This is a genomic window from Ruegeria sp. AM7 (assembly GCF_056535965.1).
The window spans coordinates 447,958-474,325 of sequence record NZ_JBQFJE010000003.1; the positions used below are offsets into that span (position 1 = coordinate 447,958).

The window sequence follows — 26,368 nt, forward strand, 5'->3', positions numbered from 1 at the left end:
ATGGAAGCTCAACGTGGCAGACGCAGGCGGGGACGGGGGACCGAGGCCGCCCCCGCGCCCAAACGGGATGTGAATTACCGCCAGCTCAGAAACCCGTTTCCGCCGATGGAGGTGTTCTCGACGGATCAGATCGCCGACATGCACGCTTCGGCCATGCGGTTGCTGCAGGAACTGGGTATCAAGGTGCTGCTGCCCGAAGCGCGGACGTTGTTCGCCAGGGCTGGGGCCAAGGTCGATGAAGACACCGAGATGGTGTTTATCGGCAAGGATATGGTCGAGGCGGCCGTCGCCTCGGCCCCCAAATCCATCGCCTGTCGGGCGGGCGCGCGGCATCGGGATTTCACGCTGGAACTGGGATCATTGGTCTTTCAACCTGGTGCTGCGGCCCCCAACGCCACCGATCTAGAACGCGGGCGGCGGCCGGGATCGGGACGCGACTATCTGGAATTCCTGAAGCTCACCCATCATTTCGACGTGTTCCAGATGATCTCGCCCCTGGTCGAACCGCAGGACGTGCCGACCAACGTGCGACACTACTTCACGACGCGCGCGCAGATGGAGCTGACGGACAAGTTCCCTTTCTTCTTCTCTCGTGGCAACCCGCAGGTTTTGGACAGTTTTGAGATGCTGTCTATCGCACGAGGGCTTTCGGATGACGAATTCCGGGGTAACGCGCATTGTTATACGATCATCAACACCAACAGCCCGCGCACACTGGATATTCCGATGGCGCAGGGGTTGATCGACTTTGCGCAGCATGGCCAGATCTCGATCATCACGCCGTTCACGTTGATGGGCGCGATGGCTCCGATCACCGTGGCGGGCGCTATCACTCTGTCCCATGCCGAGGCGCTGGCCGCGCTGACCCTGACGCAGCTGGCCAATCCCGGCGCGCCGGTGTGTTATGGGACGTTCACCAGCAATGTAGACATGAAGTCGGGCGCGCCTGCCTTCGGGACGCCTTCGCATTTTCAGGCGTCTTTGGCGGCGGGGCAGTTGGCGCGGCATCTGGGCCTGCCGTGGCGGTCGGCGGCGGGATCGGCCTCGAACATCAACGACGTGCAGGCGGCGAATGAAAACCAGTTCGGCCTGTGGGGCTGTCTGATGGCCGGGGCAACCGTGATCATCCATTCGGCTGGGTGGCTCGAAGGCGGCTTGACCGTTTCCTACGAAAAACTGGTCAGCGATGCCGAAGTGCTGAACATGGTGGCCGAGCTGTGCAATGGCACGCAAGCTGGCGCGTCCGAGATCGGGTTCGATAGCGCGCTGCGCGAGGTCGACCCCAGCGGGCATTTCTTTGCCACCAGTCAGACAATGGAGCGCTATAACACCGAGTTCTACCAACCCCATCTGCACGACTATGCCAATTTCGGCACGTGGACGGAACGCGGATCGGTCGATGCCAACCATCGCGCGACCGGGGTCTGGAAGGACATCCTTGCCAATTTCGAATCCCCCGTCCAGAACTCGGATCGGCTGGGCGATCTGCACGACTTCATTGCCCGACGCACAGAGGAGGGCGGCGCGCCGCCCGAGAGTTGAATGAGCAAACCGATCCTGCACCGCGACGACCCCGAGGCCGAGCCTCTGGTCGGTAACATCAAGGTCACACGCGACGACTGGTTGAACGTGGCGATGGACGTCCTGATCTCGGACGGGATCGACCAGATCAAGGTGCTGAATCTGGCGGAACGGATGGCGGTGTCGCGGTCTTCGTTCTATTGGTATTTCAAATCGCGGCAGGAGCTGTTGGACGCGCTTCTGGCGCGGTGGCAGGCGACCAACACCGCCGGGTTGATCCGTCAGGCCGAGGCCCCGGCAGACACGATCACGGGCGCGGTGTGCAATGTGCATCGCTGCGTGGTGAACACCGATCTGTTCGACACCGCGCTGGATTTCGCCATCCGCGACTGGGCGCGCAAATCGGGCAAGGTGCGCCGTGCGCTGGATCAGTCGGATGCACGGCGGCTTGAGGCTTTGCACGCGATGTTCGCGCGCTATGGCTATCCCGAGGTCGAGGCCGAAACCCGAGCCCGCGTGCTGTATTACATGCAGATCGGATACGATCTGGCGCAACTGAACGAACCCATGTCTGTGCGGATCGCCATGGTGCCGCACTATTTGTTTGTCTTCACCGGGGTTGAGCCGCGCCGTGAAGAGATCGAGGAATTCAGCGCCTATTCCCGGCGCTACTGGACAGGAGATCCGTCATGACCCAACCAGACGCAATCATCATCGGAACAGGCGTGATCGGCGCGGCCATCGCGTTCGAGATGGCCAAGGCCGGTTGGAAAACCTTGTCACTGGATCGCAATACGCAGGTTGGGCATGGCTCGACCGCCGGTTCGTGCGCGATCATCCGGATGCACTATTCGACCTTTGATGGCACGGCCTTTGCGTGGGAGGGCTATCACTATTGGCGCGACTGGGCCGCGTATCTGGGCTTGCCAGAAGACGCCAATCTGGCGCAGTTCCGCGAGACCGGATGCCTGGTGATGAAGACCGAGGCCAACGGGATGTTGGAAAAACACATGGTTAACAGCGCGGATCTGGATTGCCCGTTCGAGGAATGGACACCCGAGAAGATCACCGAACGCCTGCCCGTCTATTCCATGGACAGTTTCACACCGCCAAAACGCATGGACGATCCTGAGTTTGGCCAGTCCAACGGACGGAAGATGCAAGGCGGAGTGTTCTGGCCACAGGCTGGCTACGTGACCGACCCGGCCCTGTCGGCGCAGAACCTGATGGATGCCGCCAAACAGCACGGGGCCGAGGTTCGCACCGGTGCCGAGGTGGTTGAAATTCTGACAGAGGACGGGCGCGTGGCTGGGGTTAAGCTGGCCACTGGTGAGGAGATCCGTGCCAAGGTGGTAGTGAATGTGGCCGGGCCGGGGTCGGCCATCATCAACGGTATGGCAGGGGTGCTGGATGATATGACCATCGAGACGCGCCCTCTTCGGCAAGAGGTCGTGCATGTGCCTGCGCCCGAAGGGTTCGATTTTGAAAACGATGGCACGATCGTCTCGGACAGCGACATTGCGCTGTATTGCCGCCCCGAGCATGGCAACCATATCCTTGTGGGCTCGGAAGATCCGGAGTGCGATCCGCATCAGTGGTGCGAGGATGATGTCAACTACAACCGTGATTTCACCGACCAATGGACCACGCAGGCGATGCGCTATGCCCAGCGGGTTCCTAGCCTGGGCATCCCGTCGAAGACGCGCGGTGTGGTGGACCTGTATGACGCCTCGACCGACTGGATTCCGATCTATGACAAATCCAGCCTGCCGGGGTTCTATATGGCCTGCGGCACAAGCGGGAACCAATACAAGAATGCGCCGATTGCCGGCAAGATGATGGCTGCTCTGATAGACTATGTCGAAGGTGGCGCTGATCATGACGCCCAACCGCTGCAGTTTACGTTGCCCTATATCAATCGCGTGATCGACGTGGGATTCTATTCCCGGAAGCGCCCGATCAACGAGGAAAGCAGTTTTTCAGTTTTGGGGTAGTTTGACGCGTAAAACGCTCTAACCTTTCTGGGGACTGCAACAAGGCAGGACCCCAGAATGACCGATACTCAGCCCCGAGTTTTGATTCTTGGAAGCGCGCCGTCTGCCGTTGCAGCGAAAGATTGGGAGCGTTCGCCATTTACGCACATAGTGGCGATCAACAACGCCTGGCGTATTCGTAATGATTGGGATGTACTGATCCACCCCGAGGACTTCCCGGTCGAGAACCGACCCGCCGCGACGCTTAGCAGTCAATCCATTGTTGGTGCCGCAGACTACGTACCTTTGCAAAATGACTATGGTGGGTTCGTCTACGCGGGCGGCACGATGGCCTTTACCGCAGGGTACTGGGCACTGGCTGCGCTGCGCCCCTCTGTGTTGGCATATTTCGGCTGTGACATGGTATACCCCAGCGCTGGAAAGACACATTTTTATGGAACCGGGGCGGCCGACCCTTTGCGTGCTGACGTTACGCTCAGGTCACTTGAAGCAAAATCGGCTCGGCTTGGGTTGTTCGGTGCTGCTCAGGGATGTCGGATCGTGCGGCTTTCCAACGGGGAAAGCAGGCTGGTCTATCCTTCGGTCGCTTCGACATCGCTTGGTTCGGTCGATCTTCCGTGCACGCATGGGATGAGTGCGGCATTGCAGCGTGAAAAAGAGCTGGGTTACTACGTGCCGTCGGGTCGCTATTGGGAGCATGCGGATGCGTTTGACATCGACCGAATAGATGCATTGGACAAGATGTGGCTGTCAGCTTACCGGCAGAGTGCTTTGGGTAAGGTCGCCTAAGCTGCGAATTTCACCCAGGCCCAGACCATTGCGACATAGGTTAGATTATGCAGGCACTGATCCAGCCCGGCCGCGCGCCAAAAGGCCGCTTGCGTTGGCATTAGTTGCTTTTTGTCGGAATAGCTGGCCTTTGCGAAATCAATATTGAAATGAACGATCCATTCCAGCGCGGCGATGATAAGAATAAATGCCCAAGGCGAGCCAAATAGTAGGAAAACAATGACGGACCCCACAACATGCACTGCCGCATGTTGTGCGCGTCCCATATGAAAATATTCCCCGCGTCCCGCCAGCATTTTCGGCGTTTGGAGGTAATAGTCCGCAAACATATGTTTGATCTGCAATAAGCAGAGCATCAAAAACACTGCGCCTAAATTGGCATGCAAATGAATCCTCCCGACATCGTCCTGATACAAACACTAGGCGGTAACTTGTGGTTGCGCAAATGAACTTGTTCACATTCGGCGAAAATCTGATCAAATTGGAAACTGTTTGCGTCGCTGGCCACGATTGCGGTAAATTCAAACCATTGGATTTGCGACGATGTCGCCAAGATCGGGTCAGTGATCCGCAACAGGGGCAGGTTCCATAGAACGCACGATTTTCCGCTTTATTTGGAAATACTCCAAACGCGATCAGTTGATCTTGCTGGCCGTGACTGCGACGCTGTTTCCGCTGCTGTACCTGACGCTGGAATTGCCAAAACGGATCATCAACGATGCGATCGGGGCCGGAAGCTCGGTGGTGAATGTGATGGGCTATCAGTTGCCGCAGACCACCTTCCTGATCATCCTGTGTTTCGCGTTTCTGGCTGCGGTGCTGGCCCACGGCCTGATGAAAATGCGGATCAACACGATGAAAGGCGTTCTGAGCGAGCGGATGCTGCGTCGTTTCCGGTATCAACTAATCAGTCGCGCGCTGCGCTTTCCCCAACCTTATTTCGAGCGCGTCAGCCAGGGTGAGATGGTCTCGATGATTACCGCCGAAAGCGAGCCGATGGGCGGGTTGATGGGGGACGCGATCAGCCAACCCGTGCTGCAGGCCGGGCAGATGATCACCATCCTGTCTTTCCTGTTTCTGCAAAGCGTCTGGTTCGGCCTTGCCGCGGTTGCCTTGATCCCGGTGCAGGCCTGGTTGATCCCCAAGTTGCAACGTCAGATCAACCTGCTGAATAAAAGCCGGATCCAAGAGGTCCGTATCCTGGCCGCTCAGATTGGGGAAAACGCGGCGGGCGCGTCGACGCTGCGCACGAATGGGGGGTGGCGGTATCGCCGCGCGATGATCTCGGACCAGCTGGGGCGGCTGTTCAGCATCCGTTTCGAGATCTACCAGAAAAAGTTCTTTATGAAGTTCATCAACAACTTCATTTCGCAACTGACGCCGTTCCTGTTTTATCTGGTTGGCGGCTTGCTGGTTCTACAGGGCTCAGTCTCGCTGGGTGCGCTTGTCGCGGCGCTGGCGGCCTACAAGGACCTGAGCTCTCCGTGGAAAGAGTTGCTGACCTACTACAATCAGACACAGGATATGTCTTTGCGCTGGGACGTGGTTGTTGAACGGTTCGCGCCCGCGGGGATGGTTGACGAAAAACTGTTCGAAGGCGAACCAGACAGCGCGCCGCGCCTGAACGGCGATATAGCACTGGATCACGTCTCGGTCCGGGATATGGACGGCAATCAGGTTCTTGATGACCTGAACCTGACCTTTCCCGGTGGGAAAACCATCGGCGTCGCAGCCCCCAGCGAAGAAGATCGGCGCGCCCTGGCGGAATTGCTGACGCGCGAGATCATGCCTTCGTCCGGGCGGGTTGAAATCGGGGCGGAAAACATGGCCGACCTGCACCAAGGCGTCGTTGCTGCACGAGTTGGATATGCGTCTTCGCGTCCGGTGATGTTTCAAGGCTCGTTGGGCGACAACGTGATGATGCCGATGCGGTTCAAGCCAGTGACGGGCGGAGTTGAAGATCATGACTTTGCAGAGACCCGGCGGGCAGGGAATAGTGACGATCCCTACAGCGCCGAATGGCTTGACCCTTCGCGGGCCGGTGTTGAAAACGCCGAATCTCTGCGCGACTGGTGGCTGCATCTGATCGACGGGATGGGCTCGGGCGCGGCGCTTTTCCAACGTGGGGCAGAACAGGTCTTTGAACCGGACGAACATCAGGATCTGGCCCGGAAGCTTATTGAATTGCGACCCCTCGTACAGCAGGCGGTGCGAGATGCCGGGCTTGAACAGCAGGCCCTGATCTTCGACTGGTGCTGCTATAATCCTGCCTTACCCGTTGCCGAAAACCTGCTGTTCGCGACCCCACGTGTGCCTGTGACGCAGGACTTGCTGGCCCGCCAACCTGTCTTTTTGGGAGAGCTGCGAGAACTGGGCCTGGACGAGACACTGGTCAACCTGACGCGCGATGTGGTGGATATGCTGCGGCAGATCTTTGGTCTGGACGGCACAGACCATCCGTTGTTTCGAAAGCTGGGCCTTGAAGCACAGACTTATGAAAGCGCGATAGAATTGCTGGAGCAGACGCGGGATGACGGGGTCTCGGGTCTGAATGACGAACAGCTTGCTAACCTGCTTGCCGTTCCCGTTGTGATTTCGGCCGAGCAAATCGGTCCGGCATTTTCAGATGAACTGAAGAACCGCATTCTTGAACTGCGCCACAGTCATTCGCATAAACTGCTTGAGACTTTGCACGACGTGTTTGTGCCACTGAATGCCGAAGAATTTGCGCCCGGCCTGACGGTGATGGAGAATGCGCTGTTCGGCAAGGTCAGCCAGATTGGGGGTGCGCGCTCGGACGAGGTGCGCAAACTGATCGTGGATGTTCTTGACAGCAACGGGGCACGGCCACAGGTGGTCGAATTGATCTACGACGTTCCGGTGGCGCTGGGTGGTCAGAATCTGCCGGCGGTTTTTGCCGAGCCGCTCTCGTTCACGCGCGCGACGATCAAGAAACCGGATATCCTGATTTTGGACAATGCGCTGGCCAGCTATGACATGGCCACGCAGGTGGCGGTCTATAAGAATATCCGATCTTTGCTGCCTGAGACGACCGTCATTTATCTGAACGATCAGTATGACAATCCGGATGTATTCGACATGTATGTCGAAATCCGGCAGGGTCGGGTGGTTTCAGATGAAGGACCTGCGGATGTGGAAGAAGACAGTGCAGCCTCGGCCGACTTGGCGCGCAAGCTGCGCGCGCTTGAGCAGACGCCGCTGTTTTCGGGTCTTGACCGTCGTCAGCTGCGCCTTTTGGCCTTTGGTGCCCGCTGGTTCGACGCCAAGCCTGGCGAGGTTGTGTTCCTCAAGGACGACCAACCCACAGATGGGGCTTATGTGGTGTTGGAAGGCGAGGCGGGTCTGTATCTGCCACAACCTGACGGACCGGATCAGTTGATCACAAAAGTTGGTGCAGGGGCGCTGGTCGGAGAGCTGGGCCTGATCCGCAAAGAGCCGCGCGCACTGAGCATGCTGGCCGAGACGAACCTGTCCTGCCTCAGGATCGGGGAAGAAGAGTTCTTAGCCGTTGTCGAAAACGATGCAGCCACGGCCTTTAAGCTGATGCAGGTGATTGCAGGGTATGTGTCAAACTAGTCTTGCGGTTTACAGAACAGGTCGTAAAGCAAACCAATCATTTGGGCCGTGTTTCCGTCCTGCAAAGAATAGTAGATCGTTTTCCCCTCGCGCCGGGTCGACACCAGCCCCTCGCCGCGCAATCGCGCCAGCATCTGGCTGACGGCGGCTTGTCGGATATTCAGCAGGCTTTCAAGCTCACCCACTGATTTCTCACCTTCGCCCAAATGGCAAAGGATCATCAGGCGGCCTTCATGGGCCAGAATTTTCAGGAACGCAGCGGCATGCGCGGCGCTCTCTTGCATATCTGAAAGGGCGCTGTCCTGATCCTGAGCGTCTTTTTCCTTAAGTGTCACGTAGGGGCCTGCTTGCGATAGGGGGTCAAGGTAATATGCCTCAAACCGCAGCAGTTTGTCACCCCTCGGTTGCAGGGGCACCGCCCTGAAACGCATTGCCGTCGACGTAATTGCAGGGCTCTTCCTGCATCTGAAGGTGTAATCCGTCACCCGTGAAAGGATGCGTCCGCGCCAGGTCCTCGTCGACATCGATGCCCAGCCCTGCGGCCGTAGGTGCCGTTACAAAGCCGTTTTCAACGCGCAACGTGCTTTTGATCAGGGCGTCGTGAAATGGGGTCTCGATCGTTTCCAGCAAAAGCAGATTTGGGATCGAAGCCGCCAGATGAATATTCGCAGCCCATTCCACCGGCCCCGCGTATAAGTGCGGAGCCATTTGTACGTTAAAGACCTCGGCCATGGCAGCGACTTTCTTCATTTCCCAGATGCCACCGGCGCGGCCCAGTGCAGGTTGAAGAATCTCGGCTGCGCCTGCGCGCAGGACGGCTCCGAACTCGGCCTTCGTGGTCATCCGTTCGCCTGTTGCCACAGGAATTCGGACATTGCGGGCAACGCGGGCCATGTCCTCGATCATGTCGGGGGGTGTGGGTTCTTCGAACCAAAGTGGCGAATATGGCTCTAGCGCCTGACCCAGGCGGATCGCACCGGCGGTATTGAATTGGCCATGGGTGCCGAACAGCAGATCTGCCTTGTCGCCCACGGCCTCACGGATGGCCTTGCAGAAGGCGACAGACATCGAGATATCGGACATTGCAGGCATATGCCCGCCGCGTATTGTATAAGGCCCGGCAGGGTCGAACTTGACCGCTGTAAAGCCGCGCCGGACCATTTCAGCAGCGCATTCAGCTGCCTGATCAGGTGCGGTCCAAAAGTCGTTAAGATTATGCTGGGGTAGGGGGTACAGATAGGTATAGGCGCGGATCCGATCATTCACCAGCCCGCCCAGCAGAGCGTAGACGGGACGGTCGCGATCTTTGCCCAGAATGTCCCAGCACGCGATCTCAAGCCCCGAAAACGCGCCCATGACTGTCAGATCAGGTCGTTGTGTAAAGCCGCTGGAATAGGCACGTCGGAACATAAGCTCGATGTTTTCGGGATTTTCGCCTTGCATGTGACGCTCAAAGACGTCCCGAATGACATGGCGCATAGCATCAGGGCCTACAGATGAAGCATAGCATTCGCCCCAACCGGTTATGCCTGTGTCGGTCGTGACTTTGACCAATATCCAATAGCGCCCGCCCCAACCGGGTGCCGGCGGAGCGGTCACAATGATGTCGAGGTCCTGCAGCTTCATGGCGTCTCCTCCGGTCGATTGCCTCAGGCTTTGTTGAACATGATCACGTTTCGCTTGGCCGAGCCGGTTTTGGTGTCTTCGATCGCCTCGTTGATCTGCGACAACGACCACCGGCCCGAGATCAGCTCGTCCAGCTTCAGCCGCCCCTGTTCATACAAGTCAATCATCCAGGGAATATCGCGCTGTATGACCACGTCGCCCATTTTCGATCCGATCAGGCCTTGCCCAAGCGCTGCAAGGATAACGGGTTCATAGCTTGACTGATCACCTGAATGAGGCATCCCGATCATGACAGCCTTCCCACCGGGTCCAAGATAGCGGGGTGCCTGATCGTAGGCTGGGATGGCGCCTACCGTGATCAGCACGGCGTCGGCCCCACGCCCGCCCAAGGCTTTGTAGGCGTCCTTCCATGGTGACTTCGATGTCGCCAAGACGCCATGCGTCGCACCGAACTCTGCAGCGATGTCCAACTTATCTTCGGTCATATCGACGGCCACAATGCGCCGCGCTCCGGCGATACGCGCGCCTTGAATGGCGTTTAGTCCCACGCCGCCAGCGCCGATCACGACCACGTCCTGCCCTGCGCGCAAACCGGCGGCGTTCACCGCGGCACCCACGCCGGTGATCACACCGCAGGACAATAGGCTGGCTACATCCTTGGGCATGTCTGACGGGATTTTCACGATCTGACGGTGGCTGACCACAACTTTTTCGGCAAAGGCACCGCAAGCCATGGCCTGTTCCAGCGGTCCACCATCAGCCGTGCGCAACGGCCCTTTAACAGTGTCATATGGCGTTTCGCAAATCGTTGGGTTGCCACCTGCACAAGACGGGCAGGATCCGCAGGCGCGGATGAGGGTGACGACAACCGGATCGCCGATGGCAAAGTCCCCAGCTGCCGGACCAACCGCAGTAATGACGCCCGCGGCCTCGTGCCCATAAACGGCAGGCAGGAACCCACCCCAGGCACCGCTTGCGTAGGATATATCCGAGTGGCAGATCGCGACCGCGTCCAGAGTAACTTCGACCTCGCCCGTTTGAGGTGGCGCGATTTGGATGTCCTCGATGATCAAGGGGTCACCGAAGGCCCGGCAGACGGCGGCTTTGATTGTTTGCATCTCTTCCCTCATTTCCTTTGGGCCACGGTGGCGCGCCGGATTGCAGGCTGCAAGGTGGAATCCGTCACAGCGGTGTCGCTGTTACACTTTTTTGGGTTTTGCTTTCAGAAAGGCTGCAAAGCCGACGACCATCAAGACCATGGCCAGCAGGAAAGGGGCACCCGGCAGATAAAGTCCCGTATCTGGTCTGGCAAACTGCGCAAAGACGCTGGTCATCAGCAAGGGGGAAATCACCATCGATAGGGCATGCAGTGAGGTAAGGACGCCCTGCAACTCGCCTTGCTGGCTGTCCGGCGTAGCCTTGGACATCATCGCTTGCAAGGCGGGGGTCACAACCGCACCCAACGCGGTGAGAGGGATCAGCAGCAATGCGATCAGACCACTTGTCAAAAACGCCAGAATAGCGAAGCTGATAATCTCGATGACCATGCCGTAGATGATAGTTCCTCTTTCGCCCAGATATCGGCTAGCTGGCCGGATCAACCCGCCTTGAACGGCGGCCATGCCAATTCCATAAACGCCAAGGGACAAGCCGATCATCTGGGGGGACCACCCAAACCTTTCGGTGGTGAAATAAGCCCAGATGGCAGGGTATACGTAAATTGAGATCGAATAGAGGAAATAGACCCACAGCATCGGGCGAATGCCGGGCAATCCCGCAATGGCGCGGAGGGAATTGATCGGGTTTGCGCGGCGCAGATTGAAAGCTCTGCGCGTTTTGTCGGTCACGGATTCGGGCATTACGAAAAGACCAATTGCAAAGGTCACCAATGACAATGCAGCGGCCGCCCAGAAGGGGGCACGGGTCCCGTATTCGCTCAGCAGGCCGCCGATCACGGGGCCCAAAACGAACCCGACGCCGAAAGCTGCGCCGAGCAGACCGAAATTGGCCGCCTTTTCTGCGGGTTTGGAAACATCTGCCATAAAGGCTGCTGCAGTGGCGTGGGTGGCCGCTGTGACTCCGCCAACAATCCGCCCAACCAAAAGCAGCCAAATACTACCCGCCAATGCCATCACCACATAGTCCAACGACATAACGAACAGTGACACCAGCAGAACTGCCCTGCGCCCGTAGGCGTCTGAAAGATTGCCGAGGATGGGGCCGAAGACGAATTGCATTGCCGCAAATGCAGTGCTGAGAACACCTCCCCAAACTGCTGCACTGGCCAGCGTACCGCCCTGAACTTCGACGATGAGTTCGGGCATGATCGGCAGAACCAGCCCAATGCCCATTGCGTCGATCATGACTGTGAGCAGGACAAAGAGAAAGGGAAGACGCATGGAAACCGCTGAGTGAATACTCCGGCACTCTAGCCATAGAGTTTATCACTGAAAAGTGGCTTACGCCCCGCTCTCGTGGGGCAAGTCACTTGCGATACTGTCCAATATTTCAGCCAGCAGACCCGGATGGGAAAAGAACGGAGAGTGAGAGCTGTCGATGCTATGCCGCATGGCTTCGGGAACACCGAAACTCATCTGCTTTTGATACTCGGGCGGGATCGTGCGGTCTTCGGTGGCTTGGATATAAGCCTTGGATACGCGCGCGAATGCATCGCTGAGCGGCAGGGGCGTATCTTGCGGCGCAATGGCCTGAGCACATAGCCGCGAAAGCGCATAGGGTACGGTTTCAGCCGGGCAGTCGTGATAAAACAGATCCTGAACCCGCTCGGGCTTGACCGTGTAGGATAGACCATCTGCCGATTTATCCACCGCATCTCCGATGGTCTGACGAGGGGACTGCCGGCGCATCTCGATCATCGACATCCCGTTTTTGGGAAGGTAGGCGCACAAATAGACCAAGGCGCGCATCCCATTCGGTTGGGCCTCGGCTGCGGCGCTGATCGGGTAGCCGCCCCATGAATGTCCGACGACAATCGTCTGCGGCGAACACGCCTTGAGTACCGCGTCGCGGCATCCCTGCAATGTGACCTCGGAAACCGGTGTCGGATCAGCACCGTGGCTAGGCATGTCGATTGCGCGTGCCGTATGCCCCAAGGCGGCAAGTTCGGGGATCAGATCGCGCCAGCACCACGCACCGTGGCATGAGCCATGGACTAAAAGGAAATCTGCCAATGCTGTTCTCCTTCAGATATGCCCGATATCCGCCAGGAAACGGCTTAGAATCGCTGCGTATTCCTGGGGTTGCTCGACACAGGGCAGATGCCCGGCTCGACGCATCAGTTCAAAACGAGAGCCGGGGACAAGATCAATGGTTTCTCGTACCAGATCAGGCGGAGTTGAGCCATCCTCGCTGCCGGCAATGCCCAATGTAGGCAATCTTAAGCCGCTGGTTGGCGTATAAAAATCTGTGCCTGAAATCGCCGCGCAACATCCCAAGTATCCGTCCTCGGGTTGTCGCGCCATCATGTTGCGCCACAACAGGTGATCTGGCGTCGCCCGAAAGGCTTTTGAGAACCAGCGTTCCATTGTGGCGTCTGCCAGCGCTTCGATCCCACCTTCACGAATTGCGTCCATACGTTGGTTCCACATCGCTGGGGTGCCGATTTTGGCCGCGGTGTTCGACAAGACCAACCCCCGGATCAAGTCCAACCGTTTAACGGCCAAGCCTTGTGCGATCAGCCCGCCAATCGAAAGGCCCACGAACACACAGTCCCGGATTTCGAGGTGATCCAGCAGGGATTCTGCATCCCGAACCAGCGCCCCCATAGAATACGGAGCGGGTGGTGCCGAAGACAGCCCGTGCCCCCGTTTGTCATACCGGATCAGGCGAAGCCCGGCCGGCAGATGAGGCAACACGGCGTCCCAAAGCCGCATATCCGTGCCCAGCGAGTTGGCGAACACGACCGGTGCCCCGCTTGGATCGCCATCCTCACGGTAATGGAGCTTTATGTCCCCGAAATCTGCAATTTGCATGACACAATCCCCATTCGTCATACGTTAAGCCAGTACCCTGCCTTATCGGTCCTGTGTTGTCAGGTCAGGAATTCCAGCGCTTTTCCAAAGACTTCCGGGTCAGCGTTGCCGCCAGATGCCACTACGATAACCGTGTCGCCTTCAATTTCGGCGCCACGGTACAAAGCGGCCGCCAACGACACAGCGCCGCCGGGCTCCAACACTATTTTCAATCGCAAAAACGCTTGGGCCATGGCGCGAAGGGCTTCCTCTTCCGTGACCGAAAGGCCCGGACCGCACAAACGGTTCAGGATGGGAAAGGTAAGGTCGCCGGGCTGCGGTGTCAGGATCGCATCGCAAAGATTGCCGGATGTCGCCTTGTTCGCCTGAATATGCCCGGTCGCCAATGAGCGTTTCACATCGTCAAACCCTTCGGGCTCACACGGGCGGGGGCGAAGCCCCGGCGCGTGACCCTCCAATGCTAGCGCGATTCCAGACGTCAGCCCGCCTCCGCCGCAGCAGACAAGAACGTCGGCTTGGGTGACGCCGAGGGCAGTGGCTTGCCGGGCGATCTCTAATCCCGTAGTGCCCTGGCCCGCTATAACCTGTGGTTCGTCATAGGGTCGGATCAGCGTCAAGCCACGCTCGGCTGCAAGGGCTTCGCCGATCTCTTCACGGCTTTCATTGGCGCGATCGTACAACACCACTTCTCCGCCCAAAGCGCGGGTGTTGTTGATTTTTAACTGCGGCGCGTCCGAGGGCATGATGATGACCGAGGATATGCCGTGTTGCGCGGCGGCATAAGCTACCCCCTGTGCGTGGTTGCCCGACGAATAGGCGATCACACCGCTCTGGCGCTCGGCTTCACCCAATGCGGAGATGGCCGACCAAGCCCCTCGAAACTTGAAACTGCCCGTGTGCTGCAGGCATTCGGGTTTAACCAGAACCCGACGGCCGGCAAGTTCATCAATGAACGGAGAGGATAGCAGCGGCGTTTCCCGCACATGTCCTTTCAGCCGTTCGGCGGCGGCTTCGATCATTTGCAATGTGCTCATAGGGCGTCCAGTGTTTTTCGGATCAGATCAAGCGATTCAGGTTCATCCAGAAAAGGCGCATGGCCCCGGTCTGGAGCCGAGACAGAGACCAGCCCCGGATGTCGATCATGCATCTCGGCCAAGGTCTGTTCGCTCAGCACGTCCGAGTTTTCGCCGCGAATAACACCAGTCGGGATGTTCCGCAGAGCTTCAAAGAACAGCCACATGTCCGGTATCGCGCCTGCCGCTGCCTGATCCAGAAGAGCGGTGCGCAGGCTTGGGTCATAGCGCAGTTTCAAACCTTGCGGGGTTTCCTCGTTCTGGAACTCAGCCATTTGTCGCCACCTTTGCAGGGGAACACCGGGGAAATGGGCGTCCATCATATGCTGCAGGGCACGCGCCGCATCGTCATAGGTCTTTGATACGGGTTGTTTGCCGACATAGTCCATGATCTTGGCGATACCCGATGTATCGATGACAGGGCCAATATCGTTAAGCACAACTGCGGCCAGACGCTCCGGGTGGCTGGCAGCCAGTGCCATGGCGATCAGACCCCCGCGTGACGTTCCGATCACTGATACCTGCTCAAGACCAAGGTGATCCAGCAATTCAATGGCGTCATGCGCTTCGCGCAAGACGTTGTAGTTGCCATGGTCGGGGTCATAGTCCGATTGTCCACGCCCCCGGTAATCCATTGCGATCATTCGATGATCGGTCATGTGTGGTGCCAGAAACGAAAAATCCTGCGTGTTACGGGTCAGCCCTGCAAGACAGAAAACAGGCGCGCCGGACCCGGTGTCTTCGAAATATAGTTTCTTGCCGTCAGAGGTCGTGAAAAAGGGCATTACAGTCCTGCGATTTGGGGAATTGTCGTCAGGTCGGACAGTACATGCGCAGGTTTCCATGGCAAGCGATCCATCGGCTCCTGTGCCCGGTTGACCCAAGTGGTCACGAAGCCGTACCCGCTGGCCCCCGCGGCGTCCCACCCGTTTGAACTGACAAACAGAACCTCATCCCGCGCGCATCCAAAACGTTGTTGAACCAGATCATAGACTTTGGAATGCGGTTTGAAGACGCCGACACTTTCGACCGACAGAACATCGTCCAGTACATCGCCGATGCCGGCCGATTGGACCGCTCCGTCCAGCATCGGAGGGGAGCCGTTCGACAGTATTGCAGTCTGAAGGCCGCCAGCTTTCAGGGCGGCTAGCATGGCGGGAACCTCGGGGTAAGCCTGCAATTCCCAATACAGGTCCAGCAAGCGCTGTCGCAAAGTCGCGTTGCCGTGCAGACCAGTGGCCTCCAGCGCCCAGTCCAACCCATCTTGGGTGACGTCCCAGAAATCAGCATGCGCGTCGGCAACGGCGCGCAGCCATGTGTATTGCAACTGTTTCAGACGCCAGTAGTTCGCCAGATCGGGCCACTTTTCCTGCAATGATTCAAAGCCCGGTTCTGCCGCGGCCTGTCGCGCCGCAGCGGCGACATCAAAAAGCGTGCCATAGGCGTCGAAAACGCATGTTGTGATCGGCATTGTGTCCCCTCCATCCATCCGGCGCAGGTTTGCACAACAGATGGTCGCTTAAAAGGGGGAAGGGTTTACAATGACGTGTCAGCCCCTAGGGTTGGCCGTTCAACTCTTTAACGGCCGGAGGCCAGAATGACCGCAATCAAACAGGGCGACACTGTTCGCATTCACTACACCGGTACGCTGTTGGACGGAAACGTCTTTGACAGTTCGGACGGGCGCGACCCGTTGGAGTTCGTGGTGGGATCAGGCCAGATCATCCCGGGTCTCGACAGTGCGATGCCGGGTCTGACGGTTGGCGAAAAGAAGCGAGTCGAGATCGCCTGCGTTGATGCCTATGGGCCGATTAATCCAGAAATGCGGCAAAGCATCCCGCGCGAAGGTATCCCGGATGACATCCCCCTGACACCAGGATCACAACTGCAGATGCAGACGCCCGAAGGTCAGGTGCTGCCGGTTACCGTGGTCGAGGCTGACGACGCGACAGTGACGTTGGATGCAAATCATCCATTGGCTGGTCAGGATCTGATTTTCGACGTCGAGGTTGTTTCGGTCAACTGACCGATCGTAGAAGAGAGGATCAGCCTGTAATCAGGCTGGTCCAGCTTTCAAATTCAGCTCGAACCTGCGGCTGTGTGTACAACACAAATAGCATCAGAAGCGTGGTGAGGCCCAGTAAGGCAACCCGTCCGCGCGCACCCAAAAAACCCGACTTGCGACGAGCCCGCGAGGTGCGTGCATTACTTGCGACGATGTGATCAGCTTTGCTCATGCTGACAGTCTTGCCGGTGAATGATGGTCAAATCTTGGCACCGGCAAGGAAAACTCGGGTCACATGAAGTCTGGCTGCGGCATGCCCAGTACGTGGAACCCGCCATCTACCTTGATAATCTCGCCCGAGGTGCAGGCTCCGGCTTCTGATGCCAAGTACACAGCAGTACCGCCTACGGCCTCCAGCGTCGCGTTCGAGCGCATGGGCGCGTTCTGGTCGCAGAACTTGTAGGTCTTGCGTGCGCCACCGATGGCCGCACCGGCCAGTGTTTTCATCGGACCGGGCGAGATGGCGTTCACACGAATGCCTTCGGGGCCTAGATCATTGGCCAGATAACGCGTCGCCGATTCCAGCGCCGCTTTGGCCACACCCATCACGTTGTAGTTCGGAACCACGCGGTTTGAGCCCTGATAGGTCAGCGTCAGCAAAGTGCCACCATTGTCCTTCATCATGGGATAGGCGCGGCGGGCGACCTCGATAAAGGAGTAGGCCGAAACATCCATCGAATGTTTAAAGTTCGCCCGCGTTGTGTTCAGGAACCGGCCAGTCAGTTCCGACTTGTCCGAATAGGCGATTGCGTGGACCACGAAATCAATCGTTGGCCAACGCTGGGCCAGTTCGTCAAAAGCGCGATCCAGAGATTCGTCGTCGGTCACATCCGCGTCGACCATGAAGTCGCTGCCGAGGCTTTGCGCCAAGGGCTCCAGCCGCTTTCCGAATGCTTCGCCCTGATAGGTGAAAGCCAGTTCGGCGCCCGCTTCGTGCATGGCCTTGGCGATGCCCCACGCGATCGAGCGGTCATTGGCCACGCCCATGATAAGGCCGCGTTTGCCTTTAAGAAGATCCGACATCACATTCACCCGTTATACTTTGAAAGAACCATGGATCCGTTGGTGCCGCCAAAGCCAAAGCTGTTGGTCATCACCGAGTCGAGTCCCGCATTTTCAACGACTTGCGTTGCAATTTCACCGGGCTGGATGCCTTCGGCGAGCGTTTCGACATTGATCGACGGTGTAATGAAATCATTGTCCAGCATCAGCAGGCAGAAGATCGCCTCCAATGCGCCTGCGGCACCTTGCGCGTGTCCGGTCATCGACTTGGTTGACGAAATCGGCGGCACGTTGCCTTCACCAAAGATGCGGCGCACGGCTTCAACCTCGCCCACATCGCCGACCGGGGTCGAGGTTCCGTGGGCGTTGATGTATCCAACCTTACGGCCTTCGGGCAGGGTGGACAGGGCCAGACGCATCGCGCGCTCGCCGCCTTCACCCGAGGGGGCCACCATGTCATGCCCGTCCGAGGTGGCGGCATAGCCGGTCACTTCGGCATAGATCTTGGCACCGCGCGCCAATGCGTGATCCAGATCTTCCAGCACGACGATGCCGCCGCCACCGGAAATCACGAAGCCATCGCGGTTCTGGTCAAAGGCGCGCGAGGCTTTGTCGGGCGTGTCGTTATATTTGGACGACATCGCGCCCATCGCGTCGAACAGGCAGGACAGTGTCCAGTCCAGCTCTTCGCCGCCGCCTGCAAACATCACGTCCTGCTTGCCCAGCATGATCTGTTCCGCCGCGTTGCCGATGCAATGCAGCGAGGTCGAGCACGCTGAGGTGATCGAGTAGTTGATGCCTTTGATCTTGAACGCCGTCGCAAGGTTGGCCGAAATCGTCGAACACATGCATTTCGGCACCGCGAACGGCCCGATCCGCTTGGTCGCGCCGTTCTTCAGCACGGTTTGATGTGCAGTCAGCATGGCGCTGGTCGAGGGGCCACCCGAGCCTGCCACCAGACCTGTGCGCGGGTTCACCACCTGATCTTCGGTCAGACCGGAATCTGCGATCGCCTGGCTCATCGCGATATGCGCATAAGCCGCTCCGGGACCCATGAAACGCAAGGTGCGCTTGTCCACATGCTCGGTCACGTCGATCTTCAGCGAGCCGGCAATCTGGCTGCGGAAACCGTGTTCGACCATCTGGTCGTTGGCCTCAATGCCGGACTTGCCAGCTTTGAGTGAGGCCAGAACCTCTTGGGCATTGTTCCCGATGGAGGAGACAATCCCCAAACCGGTGACAACTACTCGACGCATATGCGTGCTCCTTATTTCGGGCCGATCAGGCTCAGGCTTCGGACAGGACGACTTTCATGTCCTTGACGTCGTAAATCATTTCACCGTCCGCTTCGACGATGCCATCCGCCACACCCATGGTCAGGCGGCGCGTCTGGATCGCTTTTTTGAAATCAATTTTGTAAGTCAGCATCTTGCGGTCGGGGCGGACCATGCCGGTCAGCTTGACCTCGCCCACGCCAACAGCCATGCCACGCCCCTGCCAGCCGCGCCAGCCAAGGTTAAAGCCGGTCAGCTGCCACAGTCCATCCAGCCCCAAACAGCCGGGCATGATCGGGTTTCCGGGGAAGTGGCAGTCAAAGAACCACAGGTCCGGAGTAATGTCGAATTCAGCCAACACATGACCTTTGCCATGCGCGCCACCATCGGCCGAGATATCGGTGATCCGGTCCATCATCAGCATCGGCGGGGCAGGCAATTGCGCATTGCCGGGGCCGAATAATTCGCCACGGGCGCATTTCAGCAGATCGTCCTTGTCAAAGCTGCTCGGGAATTGGGCCATTCTTGCCGCCTCTCCTGCCAGGGGTCTGTTCATTCAATCTGGCCTCGTCTAGCACCCGTATGCAAGGTCCTGCAAGAGCGGTGGCCAACATCATGCGGTGTTCTGTCCGTTCTTTGCGAATGAATTTCATTTGAAATTACCTGACTTCAGCACCTATATATACTTCAGCAACAAAACGGTATCGGATTCATGACACCTGAAAGCCAGAGCATAGCCACGAACTGGTTGGTTCACGCGGGACTGCGCCCGACGCGTCAGCGTGTGGCCCTGGCCGAACTTTTGGTCGGGGACGGAAAGCACCGTCATGTGACGGCGGAAAGTCTGTTTGAATCAGCTAAAAAGAACGGCGATGCCGTGTCTTTAGCGACTGTATACAACACTCTGCGGGCATTCTGCGACGCGGGCGTTCTGCAGGAAATCACCGTCGACGGGTCGAAAAGCTATTTCGACACCAACACGCATGATCACCCGCATTTTTTCTGGGAGGATGAAGGGCGTCTGAGTGATGCACCATCCGAACAGCTTGTGATCCAGCGCCTGCCCGAAGCACCCGAAGGGGTCGAGATCGCTTCGGTCGATGTCGTGATCCGGTTGCGAAAGAAGTAACCTTACGTCGTTAATTCCGACAGGATATCTTGCGCTCTGTCCAAGAGGGTGTCCATTGGACCCGTCCCATGCCGTGCGAGCACGACGGGCTCGGCTGCGAAATCATCGGTGACAGGTCGACTAACCAGTGGCATCCCATCGTAGCTAACTGCAGCGGGGATATTCGCATAGGTCATAGCGACTCCTTCATTGTTTGCGGCCAGGCTGCGTTGGATTTCAAGTGACGCGGCGCGGTGTGCGACATTGGGTGTCTGTCCCGCTTTGCGAAACAAAGTCAGAAAATGTTGGGCAGAAAGTCCTTCGTCCGACAGGATCAAGGGATACGCCGCGATTTCCTTCAACGATAGATGCCGGTGCTCCGCAAGCGGATGATCCGGAGACATCACCGCGTTCGGGCATGTGATGCAGAGCGACTTGGTCGTGAACCCGGCATCCAGCGTCAGCCCATAGGTAATCGCAAAGTCGATGTCACCCTGAACTAAGCCTGAGATTAAACCTTGGAAATTATCTACCCGGTACGTCACATGGACATCCGGAAGGCCCTCTCGCAACAGGCGCAAGGCGCGGGCGAGCAGGAAGGGGGCAAGATCGTCGAAACATCCCAATCGCAAACGAGCCGCTGCAGGCCCCGTGGAGGTTGCGTTTTCCAGTTTCGCGGCGCGCGACAGCAATGTCTCGGCCTGTTCGATGAATGAGCGCCCTTGCGGGGTCAGGGTCATCGCAGCACCGCGCTTTCGTGTGAATAGCGGGTACCCCAGCTGGTCTTCGACCCGTGTTAGCGCGTTGGACAAAGCCGGTTGCGAAACATTCAGATGTTGGGCTGCCGCGGACAGGCCGCCGTATCGTCCAATGGCGCAGACATATTCGTATTGTCTAAGTGAAAGGTATAACATGACTTTATATTTAGCTTCAAAAGATATTACTTGAACAGAGACCAATGCCATGCGCAGATCACAACGCAATCGGCACGGAGACTGACATGACCCATCCCCTTGTGACGCAAGACATGATCGACACCTATCAGCGCGACGGTGTTGTTCTGATCCGGAGACTGTTTGCCGATTATGTGGAAACCTTGCGCGATGGGGTTGCGGCGAACATGGCTGAGCCTGGCCCATACGCTTCGGACAATAAGAAACAGGGCGAGACCGGACTGTTTTTTGACGATTATTGCAATTGGACGAGGGTCGAACAGTTTCAAGATGTGATCCACAATTCTCCGGCAGCTGAGGTTGCCGCCGATCTGATGCAGTCACAAACTGTTCAGATGTTTCACGACCACGTTCTAGTGAAGGAACCGGGCACCTCGATGACAACGCCGTGGCATCAGGATGGGCCGTATTATTTTGTTGAAGGTCAGCAGACGATCAGTTTCTGGTCGCCGCTTGATCCGGTGACAAAAGCGACCTTGCGCTGCGTGGCCGGATCGCACCAGTGGGAGAAAGAGGTTCTACCGACTCGCTGGGTGTCCGAAGAAGGGTTCTTTCCCGATGAGGGCCAATACATTCCTGTCCCTGACCCGGATGCTGAAGGGATGCGCGTGGTCGAGTTCGAGATGCAGCCAGGTGACGCGGTAGCGTTCAACTATCACACGCTGCACGGCGCGCGCGGGAATCACTCTGACAGCCGCCGTCGTGCGTTTTCACTGCGTCTGGTGGGCGATGACGCGCGCTATGTAGAGCGACCCGGTCGAACCTCACCGCCGTTTCCGGGCCATGACATGGTGCCCGGGCAGCGTCTGCGTGAGGATTGGTTTCCGATGGTGTGGCCACGATAGGGGGCTCTGCCCCCGGCGCGGCGGGGCCGCACCTCTCCAGGGATACTTTTGGCCAGATGAAGGTTGGGTCAGAACCACTGACCGGATTCGATCAGGCCCAAATCCAGCAATTGGGTCGAGTTCCATTCGAACGCGACCGAGTTCCGCCACTTGAAGCTTGGGATGTCGAAGGTCGACCCGGCGTTTGATTTCAGTGCTTTAGCCGCACGGAATGAGCAGATCGCTGCGGTCAGGTTGTGGTGCCAGGGGCAAGAATACGTGTTATATTCTGGTTCGTTAAAGGTGTGATCGGGCAAAAGGCGCAGGTTTTTGCGGGGCTTGAACAGGCCAATCCTGTCGATACGGCGGCGTTCATAGGGGATGTGGTCTTCGAACCTCCAGCGCAACCCACCGGACATGTCCAACTGGCGCTCTAGCGGTCTACCGTCAGGAGTGTGGCGAGTGTGGGCATAGTATCCAATGCGGTCCAGCATAGCACGATCCGGAGCCACTCCGTTGGGGAAAGCCGTAAGGTCATCGGCATACAGATCGACCACATGGGTCAACATCGCATCGCGGCGTTCTTCGGTGTGAAAGGCTAGCATCTCACCGATGGCGCGGGTCTCGCAGAAGGGGAAGAACAGGTATTCGGCGTTGTAGCAGTAATACATCCAATTGGATGGAGCGGCTTCAATCACCTTGTTAATCGTGTCGAAAACGACGGTCCGCGGTGCGCAGGTCAACGCAACCCGGTGAATACGTTTTGTCAATTCCTCCGGCAGTGTGAATTCTGCGGGCATGAATGCGATCAGATTGGTAAACCCAAGTTTCAGGTGATGCCGAATTGTGCTTTCGAGTTCGACATCGTCCTCGGCAAAGATCAGGGCAATCGGCCCCTTTTTCAGCGCATCCGTGCCGGATTGCAGGAAAGAGTTTACAGAGTCGTACTGCATGGCCTGTTCGCGCTCGTCTTGCTGGTGTTTCGGGCCAAAATCGGGTAATCGCGCGGGCATTGCAAGCGGCGTTCGTAAGGTATAGATGACGCCGATCCCGCGAACGCAAAAGGCCCTACCCATGTCGGAACCCAAAAAGCTGTACATCAAGACCTATGGTTGCCAGATGAACGTCTATGACAGCGAGCGTATGGCCGAAACGCTGGGCGGTCAGGGATATGTAGAGACCAAAAGTCCCGATGACGCGGATATGATACTGTTGAATACCTGCCATATCCGGGAAAAGGCGGCTGAAAAGGTCTATTCCGAGTTGGGTCGCTTCAAAGGTCTGAAGGCGGAAAAACCTGATCTGAAGATCGGGGTGGCGGGCTGTGTCGCGCAGGCCGAGGGCGAAGAGATCATGCGCCGTCAGCCTCTGGTCGATCTGGTGGTCGGCCCGCAAAGCTATCACCGTCTGCCCGAGATGGAAGCCAAGACCCGCGAGGGAGCCAAGGCTCTGGACACCGATTTCCCCGAGGAAGACAAGTTCGAAAAGCTCAAGAACCGACCCAAAGCCAAGCGTGGCCCGACGGCGTTTTTGACCGTTCAGGAAGGTTGCGACAAATTCTGTGCCTTCTGCGTTGTGCCCTATACCCGCGGAGCCGAAGTCAGCCGCCCGGCGGATCGCATCATCCGCGAGGCGCAGGATCTGGTCGAACGCGGCGTGCGCGAAATCACTTTGCTGGGTCAGAACGTCAACGCCTATCATGGGGCCGGACCTAACGGTGATATGACGCTGGCCGGGCTGATCTGGGAATTGAATAAAGTTGACGGGCTGGAGCGTATCCGTTTCACCACGTCGCACCCCAACGACATGGCCGATGATCTGATCGAAGCGCACGGAACCTGCGACAAGTTGATGCCCTATTTGCACCTGCCGGTTCAGTCGGGCTCGGACCGGATTCTGAAACGGATGAATCGCAGCCACACGGCTGACAGCTATCTGCGCCTGATCGAACGCATCCGTGAAGCACGGCCCGATATCATGATGTCGGGCGACTTCATCGTAGGCTTCCCCGAGGAGACCGACGCGGATTTTCAGGCCACGTTGGATCTGGTGGAGCAGGTGAGGTACGGGTACGCGTATTCGTTCAAGTATTCGACCCGTCCGGGAACGCCGGCGGCCGAGCGGTCTCAGGTTGATCCTGAGGTGGCGGATGACCGCCTACAGCGCCTGCAGGCTGTGATCACCCGTCATCAGCGCGAAATTCAGGATGGGATGGTTGGCCGGAATGTCCGTGTTCTGTTCGAGAAGCCCGGTCGCCTGCCTGGCCAAATGGTCGGAAAATCCGAGTATCTTCATTCGGTTCACGTCTCGGGGGCCAATGTCGAAGTGGGTGAGTTGCGCGACGTTCGCATCACCGCGTCGGGGGCAAATTCGCTTGCGGGCGAGCTGCTCTGAACCTGGCTGAAACTGTGGTGAAAACACCAACGCCTGATTCTGAACCGAAAATTAACACTTGATTTATGACTTCGATCTATGCTCGGAGAAATGCTAGATTTTTTAGGGGTCTAGGGTTCCATACGTATCAGGAGTTCTAGCCTCCTAGGCAGATCAGTGTGTCGATATGTCGGAGAGTGCGAGTGTTTGAATTGACGGTTCTGAAAAGCTCTGGTTTGCGTCTGTTCTGGGGGCTACTTACTTCCATTGTCTTCGGGTCCTGCGCTTTGGCCGGGAATCCAGAACCTGGTCTCACCGATCCGCCAGTAGTCAACCCCAAGCGTTCTAACGGCGACATAAGTGCATTTTACCTGGGCGTTACCGGTGGATATTCTCTCGGAGGAACAGATGAGTTTGGGTTGGCAACGCCCGGGGCCACATTTTCCGTTGGAGACTTGGATCTGAAGGGGTCATTCGGCGGTGTTCGCGCCGGTTGGCGCGGAGTGCTGCCTGCGCGAAGTGGGCGCGATTACGTATATGGGCTAGAAATTGGGTACGAGTTCGGCTCGATAGATGATGAAGTCACCACCTCGGTCAATGGCGTGTCTGTTACCGGCGGCTCTGAGGTGTCCGATATACTTTCGGTACGGTTTCGCAGTGGCCTAACGAACAAAAGCGGCAGTATTTTGTATTTTGTGTCTGCTGGTTATGTTCGCGGAGATGTCGAAACGACGAACAGCCTTGCGTTTGGTTCGACAGCCCAATCCTTCCAGGAATCCGACAGCAGGAATGGTTTTTCTGTCAGTATCGGAGCTGAGCACAGCCTGAACGACGATTGGTCGATCACTGGTGAATACGAATATGTTCAGTTTGAGGGCAAGGATGTTGAGTTTGGCAGCGGGTTTTCGACTCGTTCGACGCCTGAGTATCGCAGTCTTCGGTTTGGCTTGAACTACACCTTCTGACCTCCTTAAGTCTGGTGGCCTTTGGGCCTGAAGTTGGTTCGATATACTCGAGTGCAATCGGCGGTTTTATCATTCGTTTGCGAAAATTTGAATCTGTGGCTTGCGCCCACCGGCAATTGTTGTCACGCTCGGGGAGAAACGCCAAGACAGGAGAACGGATTGGCCATCGGTGCTCTTACCCCACCGCAAGATGAAATGCCCCAGCGTGAGGCGTTTGTTGAATTTCCCGACAACCGGTTGTTGATTGATTTGTGCGGCGAATATGACCGTAATCTGACCGACATCGAACAAAAACTCTCGGTGCAGATTGTGCGCCGTGGCAATCAGCTTGTGGTCATGGGCGACGAAGACGCCCAGAAACAAGCGATCGAGGTGTTGCAGGCGCTTTATACAAGGCTGGAAACCGGTAAGGATGTCGAAGCCGCCGACGTGGATCGCGAATTGCGCATGGGCGGGTCCGAGAAGGGAACGGGAAGTCGCGAAGGTGATCAGCTTGAGATGTTCAAGGGCGGAACGGTCGAGATCAAAACCAGAAAGAAATTGGTCGAACCGCGCACAGATGCCCAAAAGGCCTATGTCCAGTCGCTGTTCAACAATGAACTGGCCTTTGGCATCGGGCCAGCGGGTACGGGCAAAACCTATCTGGCTGTCGCTGTTGGTGTGTCGATGTTTATCGGCGGACATGTGGACCGTATAATCCTAAGCCGCCCTGCGGTCGAAGCCGGTGAAAAACTGGGCTATCTGCCGGGTGACATGAAGGACAAGGTCGATCCTTATATGCAACCGCTGTACGATGCGTTGAATGATTTCCTTCCGGGTAAACAGTTGGCCAAGCTGATCGAGGAAAAGCGAATCGAAATTGCGCCCCTGGCCTTTATGCGCGGTCGAACTTTGGCAAATGCGTTTGTTGTCTTGGACGAGGCACAGAATGCCACGACTATGCAGATGAAGATGTTCCTGACGCGTTTGGGCGAGGGTAGCCGAATGGTGATCACCGGTGACCGCTCGCAGGTGGATTTGCCGCGCGGGGTTCAGTCAGGTCTGGCCGATGCGGAACGGTTGCTTAAGACGATCCCGAATATCAGCTTCAACTATTTCACGTCGAAAGACGTCGTGCGCCATCCGCTTGTCGCCGCGATCATCGAGGCGTATGAGGCCGACGCGGGCCGTGAAACCTGAGAGGTTTCAGGCTACGATGCCTGGGGCTTTGGA

Annotated in this window: 27 protein-coding genes; 11 read left to right on the top strand and 16 right to left on the bottom strand. The window is 57.6% G+C overall.

The window, feature by feature from the left end; all coding sequences use genetic code 11:
- From ACR3EG_RS05935 to ACR3EG_RS05950, 4 genes are read left to right on the top strand one after another with little or no spacing between them, the layout of a single operon-like run.
- Positions 1-1,542, top strand: a complete 1,542-nt coding sequence (locus ACR3EG_RS05935; protein WP_480494127.1) for a trimethylamine methyltransferase family protein — start codon at positions 1-3, stop codon at positions 1,540-1,542.
- Entirely contained in the window at positions 1,543-2,214 is a 672-nt protein-coding gene (locus ACR3EG_RS05940; protein WP_170354830.1) for a TetR/AcrR family transcriptional regulator, read from the top strand. It begins immediately after the preceding gene.
- The gene (locus ACR3EG_RS05945; protein ID WP_480494129.1) at positions 2,211-3,515 is read left to right on the top strand and encodes an NAD(P)/FAD-dependent oxidoreductase; all 1,305 of its coding nucleotides are present in this window, start codon (positions 2,211-2,213) and stop codon (positions 3,513-3,515) included. The genes ACR3EG_RS05940 and ACR3EG_RS05945 overlap by 4 nt, the downstream gene beginning before the upstream one ends.
- Before the next feature lie 57 nt (positions 3,516-3,572).
- Positions 3,573-4,304: a hypothetical protein gene (locus ACR3EG_RS05950; protein WP_480494131.1), complete on the top strand. Its 732-nt coding sequence runs from the start codon at positions 3,573-3,575 to the stop codon at positions 4,302-4,304.
- Here ACR3EG_RS05950 and ACR3EG_RS05955 read toward each other — a convergent pair.
- Positions 4,301-4,660, bottom strand: a complete 360-nt coding sequence (locus ACR3EG_RS05955; RefSeq protein WP_170355054.1) for a DUF3307 domain-containing protein — start codon at positions 4,658-4,660, stop codon at positions 4,301-4,303. The genes ACR3EG_RS05950 and ACR3EG_RS05955 overlap by 4 nt on opposite strands.
- A 244-nt stretch (positions 4,661-4,904) precedes the next feature.
- Here ACR3EG_RS05955 and ACR3EG_RS05960 point away from each other — a divergent pair, with 244 nt between their 5' ends.
- Positions 4,905-7,901: a cyclic nucleotide-binding domain-containing protein gene (locus ACR3EG_RS05960; protein WP_480495901.1), complete on the top strand. Its 2,997-nt coding sequence runs from the start codon at positions 4,905-4,907 to the stop codon at positions 7,899-7,901.
- Here the strand turns inward: ACR3EG_RS05960 and ACR3EG_RS05965 are convergent.
- The 9 genes from ACR3EG_RS05965 to ACR3EG_RS06005 all read right to left on the bottom strand — a co-directional run bounded on the left by ACR3EG_RS05965 (position 7,898) and on the right by ACR3EG_RS06005 (position 16,063).
- Complete coding sequence (locus ACR3EG_RS05965) at positions 7,898-8,185, bottom strand: ArsR/SmtB family transcription factor (RefSeq protein WP_480495903.1); 288 nt, start codon at positions 8,183-8,185, stop codon at positions 7,898-7,900. The two genes, ACR3EG_RS05960 and ACR3EG_RS05965, sit on opposite strands and share 4 nt — an antisense overlap.
- A 109-nt stretch (positions 8,186-8,294) precedes the next feature.
- Positions 8,295-9,527, bottom strand: a complete 1,233-nt coding sequence (locus ACR3EG_RS05970) for a mandelate racemase/muconate lactonizing enzyme family protein (RefSeq protein WP_480494133.1) — start codon at positions 9,525-9,527, stop codon at positions 8,295-8,297.
- A gap of 23 nt (positions 9,528-9,550) precedes the next feature.
- A complete protein-coding gene (locus ACR3EG_RS05975) occupies positions 9,551-10,645 on the bottom strand; it encodes a Zn-dependent alcohol dehydrogenase (protein WP_480494135.1) in 1,095 nt (364 codons plus the stop codon).
- Between the two features lie 81 nt (positions 10,646-10,726).
- Positions 10,727-11,926, bottom strand: a complete 1,200-nt coding sequence (locus ACR3EG_RS05980) for a TCR/Tet family MFS transporter (RefSeq protein WP_480494137.1) — start codon at positions 11,924-11,926, stop codon at positions 10,727-10,729.
- Positions 11,927-11,986: 60 nt separating this feature from the next.
- Positions 11,987-12,718: an alpha/beta fold hydrolase gene (locus ACR3EG_RS05985; RefSeq protein WP_480494139.1), complete on the bottom strand. Its 732-nt coding sequence runs from the start codon at positions 12,716-12,718 to the stop codon at positions 11,987-11,989.
- 12 nt (positions 12,719-12,730) lie between these two features.
- Complete coding sequence (gene pcaD / locus ACR3EG_RS05990; protein WP_480494141.1) at positions 12,731-13,519, bottom strand: 3-oxoadipate enol-lactonase; 789 nt, start codon at positions 13,517-13,519, stop codon at positions 12,731-12,733.
- Positions 13,520-13,578: 59 nt separating this feature from the next.
- Positions 13,579-14,553 carry a threonine ammonia-lyase gene (locus tag ACR3EG_RS05995; protein WP_480494143.1) on the bottom strand — a complete coding sequence of 325 codons (975 nt, stop codon included), beginning with the start codon at positions 14,551-14,553 and terminating at the stop codon, positions 13,579-13,581.
- On the bottom strand, positions 14,550-15,377 hold the full coding sequence (locus tag ACR3EG_RS06000; protein ID WP_480494145.1) for an alpha/beta fold hydrolase: 828 nt from the start codon (positions 15,375-15,377) through the stop codon (positions 14,550-14,552). Before ACR3EG_RS06000 ends, ACR3EG_RS05995 begins: the two co-directional genes overlap by 4 nt.
- A complete protein-coding gene (locus ACR3EG_RS06005; RefSeq protein WP_480494147.1) occupies positions 15,377-16,063 on the bottom strand; it encodes a haloacid dehalogenase type II in 687 nt (228 codons plus the stop codon). The genes ACR3EG_RS06000 and ACR3EG_RS06005 overlap by 1 nt, the downstream gene beginning before the upstream one ends.
- Positions 16,064-16,189: 126 nt before the next feature.
- Between ACR3EG_RS06005 and ACR3EG_RS06010 the strand changes: the two genes are divergently transcribed.
- On the top strand, positions 16,190-16,618 hold the full coding sequence (locus tag ACR3EG_RS06010; protein ID WP_480494149.1) for an FKBP-type peptidyl-prolyl cis-trans isomerase: 429 nt from the start codon (positions 16,190-16,192) through the stop codon (positions 16,616-16,618).
- A 19-nt stretch (positions 16,619-16,637) separates the two neighbouring features.
- On the opposite strand, the gene ACR3EG_RS06015 is transcribed toward ACR3EG_RS06010, so the two are convergent.
- From ACR3EG_RS06015 to fabA, 4 genes are read right to left on the bottom strand one after another with little or no spacing between them, the layout of a single operon-like run.
- Positions 16,638-16,829: a hypothetical protein gene (locus ACR3EG_RS06015; RefSeq protein ID WP_480494151.1), complete on the bottom strand. Its 192-nt coding sequence runs from the start codon at positions 16,827-16,829 to the stop codon at positions 16,638-16,640.
- Positions 16,830-16,888: 59 nt separating this feature from the next.
- A complete protein-coding gene (locus tag ACR3EG_RS06020; RefSeq protein ID WP_480494153.1) occupies positions 16,889-17,680 on the bottom strand; it encodes an enoyl-ACP reductase FabI in 792 nt (263 codons plus the stop codon).
- A gap of 5 nt (positions 17,681-17,685) precedes the next feature.
- Complete coding sequence (fabB, locus tag ACR3EG_RS06025; protein ID WP_170753627.1) at positions 17,686-18,915, bottom strand: beta-ketoacyl-ACP synthase I; 1,230 nt, start codon at positions 18,913-18,915, stop codon at positions 17,686-17,688.
- A gap of 31 nt (positions 18,916-18,946) precedes the next feature.
- Entirely contained in the window at positions 18,947-19,456 is a 510-nt protein-coding gene (fabA, locus tag ACR3EG_RS06030; RefSeq protein ID WP_170326986.1) for a bifunctional 3-hydroxydecanoyl-ACP dehydratase/trans-2-decenoyl-ACP isomerase, read from the bottom strand.
- Between the two features lie 189 nt (positions 19,457-19,645).
- On the opposite strand from fabA, the gene irrA reads away from it, so the two are divergent.
- Positions 19,646-20,062 (top strand): iron response transcriptional regulator IrrA, encoded by a 417-nt coding sequence (irrA, locus tag ACR3EG_RS06035; RefSeq protein ID WP_170354845.1) that lies wholly within the window; start codon positions 19,646-19,648, stop codon positions 20,060-20,062.
- A gap of 2 nt (positions 20,063-20,064) precedes the next feature.
- On the opposite strand, the gene ACR3EG_RS06040 is transcribed toward irrA, so the two are convergent.
- Positions 20,065-20,955 carry a LysR family transcriptional regulator gene (locus ACR3EG_RS06040; RefSeq protein ID WP_480494155.1) on the bottom strand — a complete coding sequence of 297 codons (891 nt, stop codon included), beginning with the start codon at positions 20,953-20,955 and terminating at the stop codon, positions 20,065-20,067.
- Positions 20,956-21,041: 86 nt separating this feature from the next.
- Here ACR3EG_RS06040 and ACR3EG_RS06045 point away from each other — a divergent pair, with 86 nt between their 5' ends.
- Complete coding sequence (locus ACR3EG_RS06045) at positions 21,042-21,839, top strand: phytanoyl-CoA dioxygenase family protein (protein ID WP_480494157.1); 798 nt, start codon at positions 21,042-21,044, stop codon at positions 21,837-21,839.
- Between the two features lie 68 nt (positions 21,840-21,907).
- On the opposite strand, the gene ACR3EG_RS06050 is transcribed toward ACR3EG_RS06045, so the two are convergent.
- Positions 21,908-22,771, bottom strand: coding sequence for a hypothetical protein (locus tag ACR3EG_RS06050; protein ID WP_480597015.1), 864 nt, complete (start codon positions 22,769-22,771; stop codon positions 21,908-21,910).
- A 121-nt stretch (positions 22,772-22,892) separates the two neighbouring features.
- On the opposite strand from ACR3EG_RS06050, the gene miaB reads away from it, so the two are divergent.
- The 3 genes from miaB (at position 22,893) to ACR3EG_RS06065 (ending at position 26,335) form a co-directional block, all read left to right on the top strand.
- Positions 22,893-24,212: a tRNA (N6-isopentenyl adenosine(37)-C2)-methylthiotransferase MiaB gene (gene miaB / locus ACR3EG_RS06055; protein WP_480494161.1), complete on the top strand. Its 1,320-nt coding sequence runs from the start codon at positions 22,893-22,895 to the stop codon at positions 24,210-24,212.
- Between the two features lie 191 nt (positions 24,213-24,403).
- Positions 24,404-25,156 (top strand): outer membrane protein, encoded by a 753-nt coding sequence (locus tag ACR3EG_RS06060; protein WP_480947276.1) that lies wholly within the window; start codon positions 24,404-24,406, stop codon positions 25,154-25,156.
- A 159-nt stretch (positions 25,157-25,315) separates the two neighbouring features.
- On the top strand, positions 25,316-26,335 hold the full coding sequence (locus ACR3EG_RS06065; protein ID WP_170354849.1) for a PhoH family protein: 1,020 nt from the start codon (positions 25,316-25,318) through the stop codon (positions 26,333-26,335).
- The last annotated feature ends 33 nt before the right edge of the window (positions 26,336-26,368 follow it).

Excerpts from the sequence above, each read along its gene's own strand:
- ACR3EG_RS05935 (WP_480494127.1), top strand. The coding sequence starts at position 1 with ATGGAAGCTCAACGTGGCAGACGCAGGCGGGGACGGGGGACCGAGGCC.
- ACR3EG_RS05940 (WP_170354830.1), top strand. The coding sequence starts at position 1,543 with ATGAGCAAACCGATCCTGCACCGCGACGACCCCGAGGCCGAGCCTCTG.
- ACR3EG_RS05945 (WP_480494129.1), top strand. The coding sequence starts at position 2,211 with ATGACCCAACCAGACGCAATCATCATCGGAACAGGCGTGATCGGCGCG.
- ACR3EG_RS05950 (WP_480494131.1), top strand. The coding sequence starts at position 3,573 with ATGACCGATACTCAGCCCCGAGTTTTGATTCTTGGAAGCGCGCCGTCT.
- ACR3EG_RS05955 (WP_170355054.1), bottom strand. The coding sequence starts at position 4,660 with ATGCTCTGCTTATTGCAGATCAAACATATGTTTGCGGACTATTACCTC.
- ACR3EG_RS05965 (WP_480495903.1), bottom strand. The coding sequence starts at position 8,185 with ATGCAAGAGAGCGCCGCGCATGCCGCTGCGTTCCTGAAAATTCTGGCC.
- ACR3EG_RS05970 (WP_480494133.1), bottom strand. The coding sequence starts at position 9,527 with ATGAAGCTGCAGGACCTCGACATCATTGTGACCGCTCCGCCGGCACCC.
- ACR3EG_RS05975 (WP_480494135.1), bottom strand. The coding sequence starts at position 10,645 with ATGCAAACAATCAAAGCCGCCGTCTGCCGGGCCTTCGGTGACCCCTTG.
- ACR3EG_RS05980 (WP_480494137.1), bottom strand. The coding sequence starts at position 11,926 with ATGCGTCTTCCCTTTCTCTTTGTCCTGCTCACAGTCATGATCGACGCA.
- pcaD (WP_480494141.1), bottom strand. The coding sequence starts at position 13,519 with ATGCAAATTGCAGATTTCGGGGACATAAAGCTCCATTACCGTGAGGAT.
- ACR3EG_RS05995 (WP_480494143.1), bottom strand. The coding sequence starts at position 14,553 with ATGAGCACATTGCAAATGATCGAAGCCGCCGCCGAACGGCTGAAAGGA.
- ACR3EG_RS06000 (WP_480494145.1), bottom strand. The coding sequence starts at position 15,377 with ATGCCCTTTTTCACGACCTCTGACGGCAAGAAACTATATTTCGAAGAC.
- ACR3EG_RS06005 (WP_480494147.1), bottom strand. The coding sequence starts at position 16,063 with ATGCCGATCACAACATGCGTTTTCGACGCCTATGGCACGCTTTTTGAT.
- ACR3EG_RS06010 (WP_480494149.1), top strand. The coding sequence starts at position 16,190 with ATGACCGCAATCAAACAGGGCGACACTGTTCGCATTCACTACACCGGT.
- ACR3EG_RS06015 (WP_480494151.1), bottom strand. The coding sequence starts at position 16,829 with ATGAGCAAAGCTGATCACATCGTCGCAAGTAATGCACGCACCTCGCGG.
- ACR3EG_RS06020 (WP_480494153.1), bottom strand. The coding sequence starts at position 17,680 with ATGTCGGATCTTCTTAAAGGCAAACGCGGCCTTATCATGGGCGTGGCC.
- fabB (WP_170753627.1), bottom strand. The coding sequence starts at position 18,915 with ATGCGTCGAGTAGTTGTCACCGGTTTGGGGATTGTCTCCTCCATCGGG.
- fabA (WP_170326986.1), bottom strand. The coding sequence starts at position 19,456 with ATGGCCCAATTCCCGAGCAGCTTTGACAAGGACGATCTGCTGAAATGC.
- irrA (WP_170354845.1), top strand. The coding sequence starts at position 19,646 with ATGACACCTGAAAGCCAGAGCATAGCCACGAACTGGTTGGTTCACGCG.
- ACR3EG_RS06040 (WP_480494155.1), bottom strand. The coding sequence starts at position 20,955 with ATGTTATACCTTTCACTTAGACAATACGAATATGTCTGCGCCATTGGA.
- ACR3EG_RS06045 (WP_480494157.1), top strand. The coding sequence starts at position 21,042 with ATGACCCATCCCCTTGTGACGCAAGACATGATCGACACCTATCAGCGC.
- ACR3EG_RS06050 (WP_480597015.1), bottom strand. The coding sequence starts at position 22,771 with ATGCAGTACGACTCTGTAAACTCTTTCCTGCAATCCGGCACGGATGCG.
- miaB (WP_480494161.1), top strand. The coding sequence starts at position 22,893 with ATGTCGGAACCCAAAAAGCTGTACATCAAGACCTATGGTTGCCAGATG.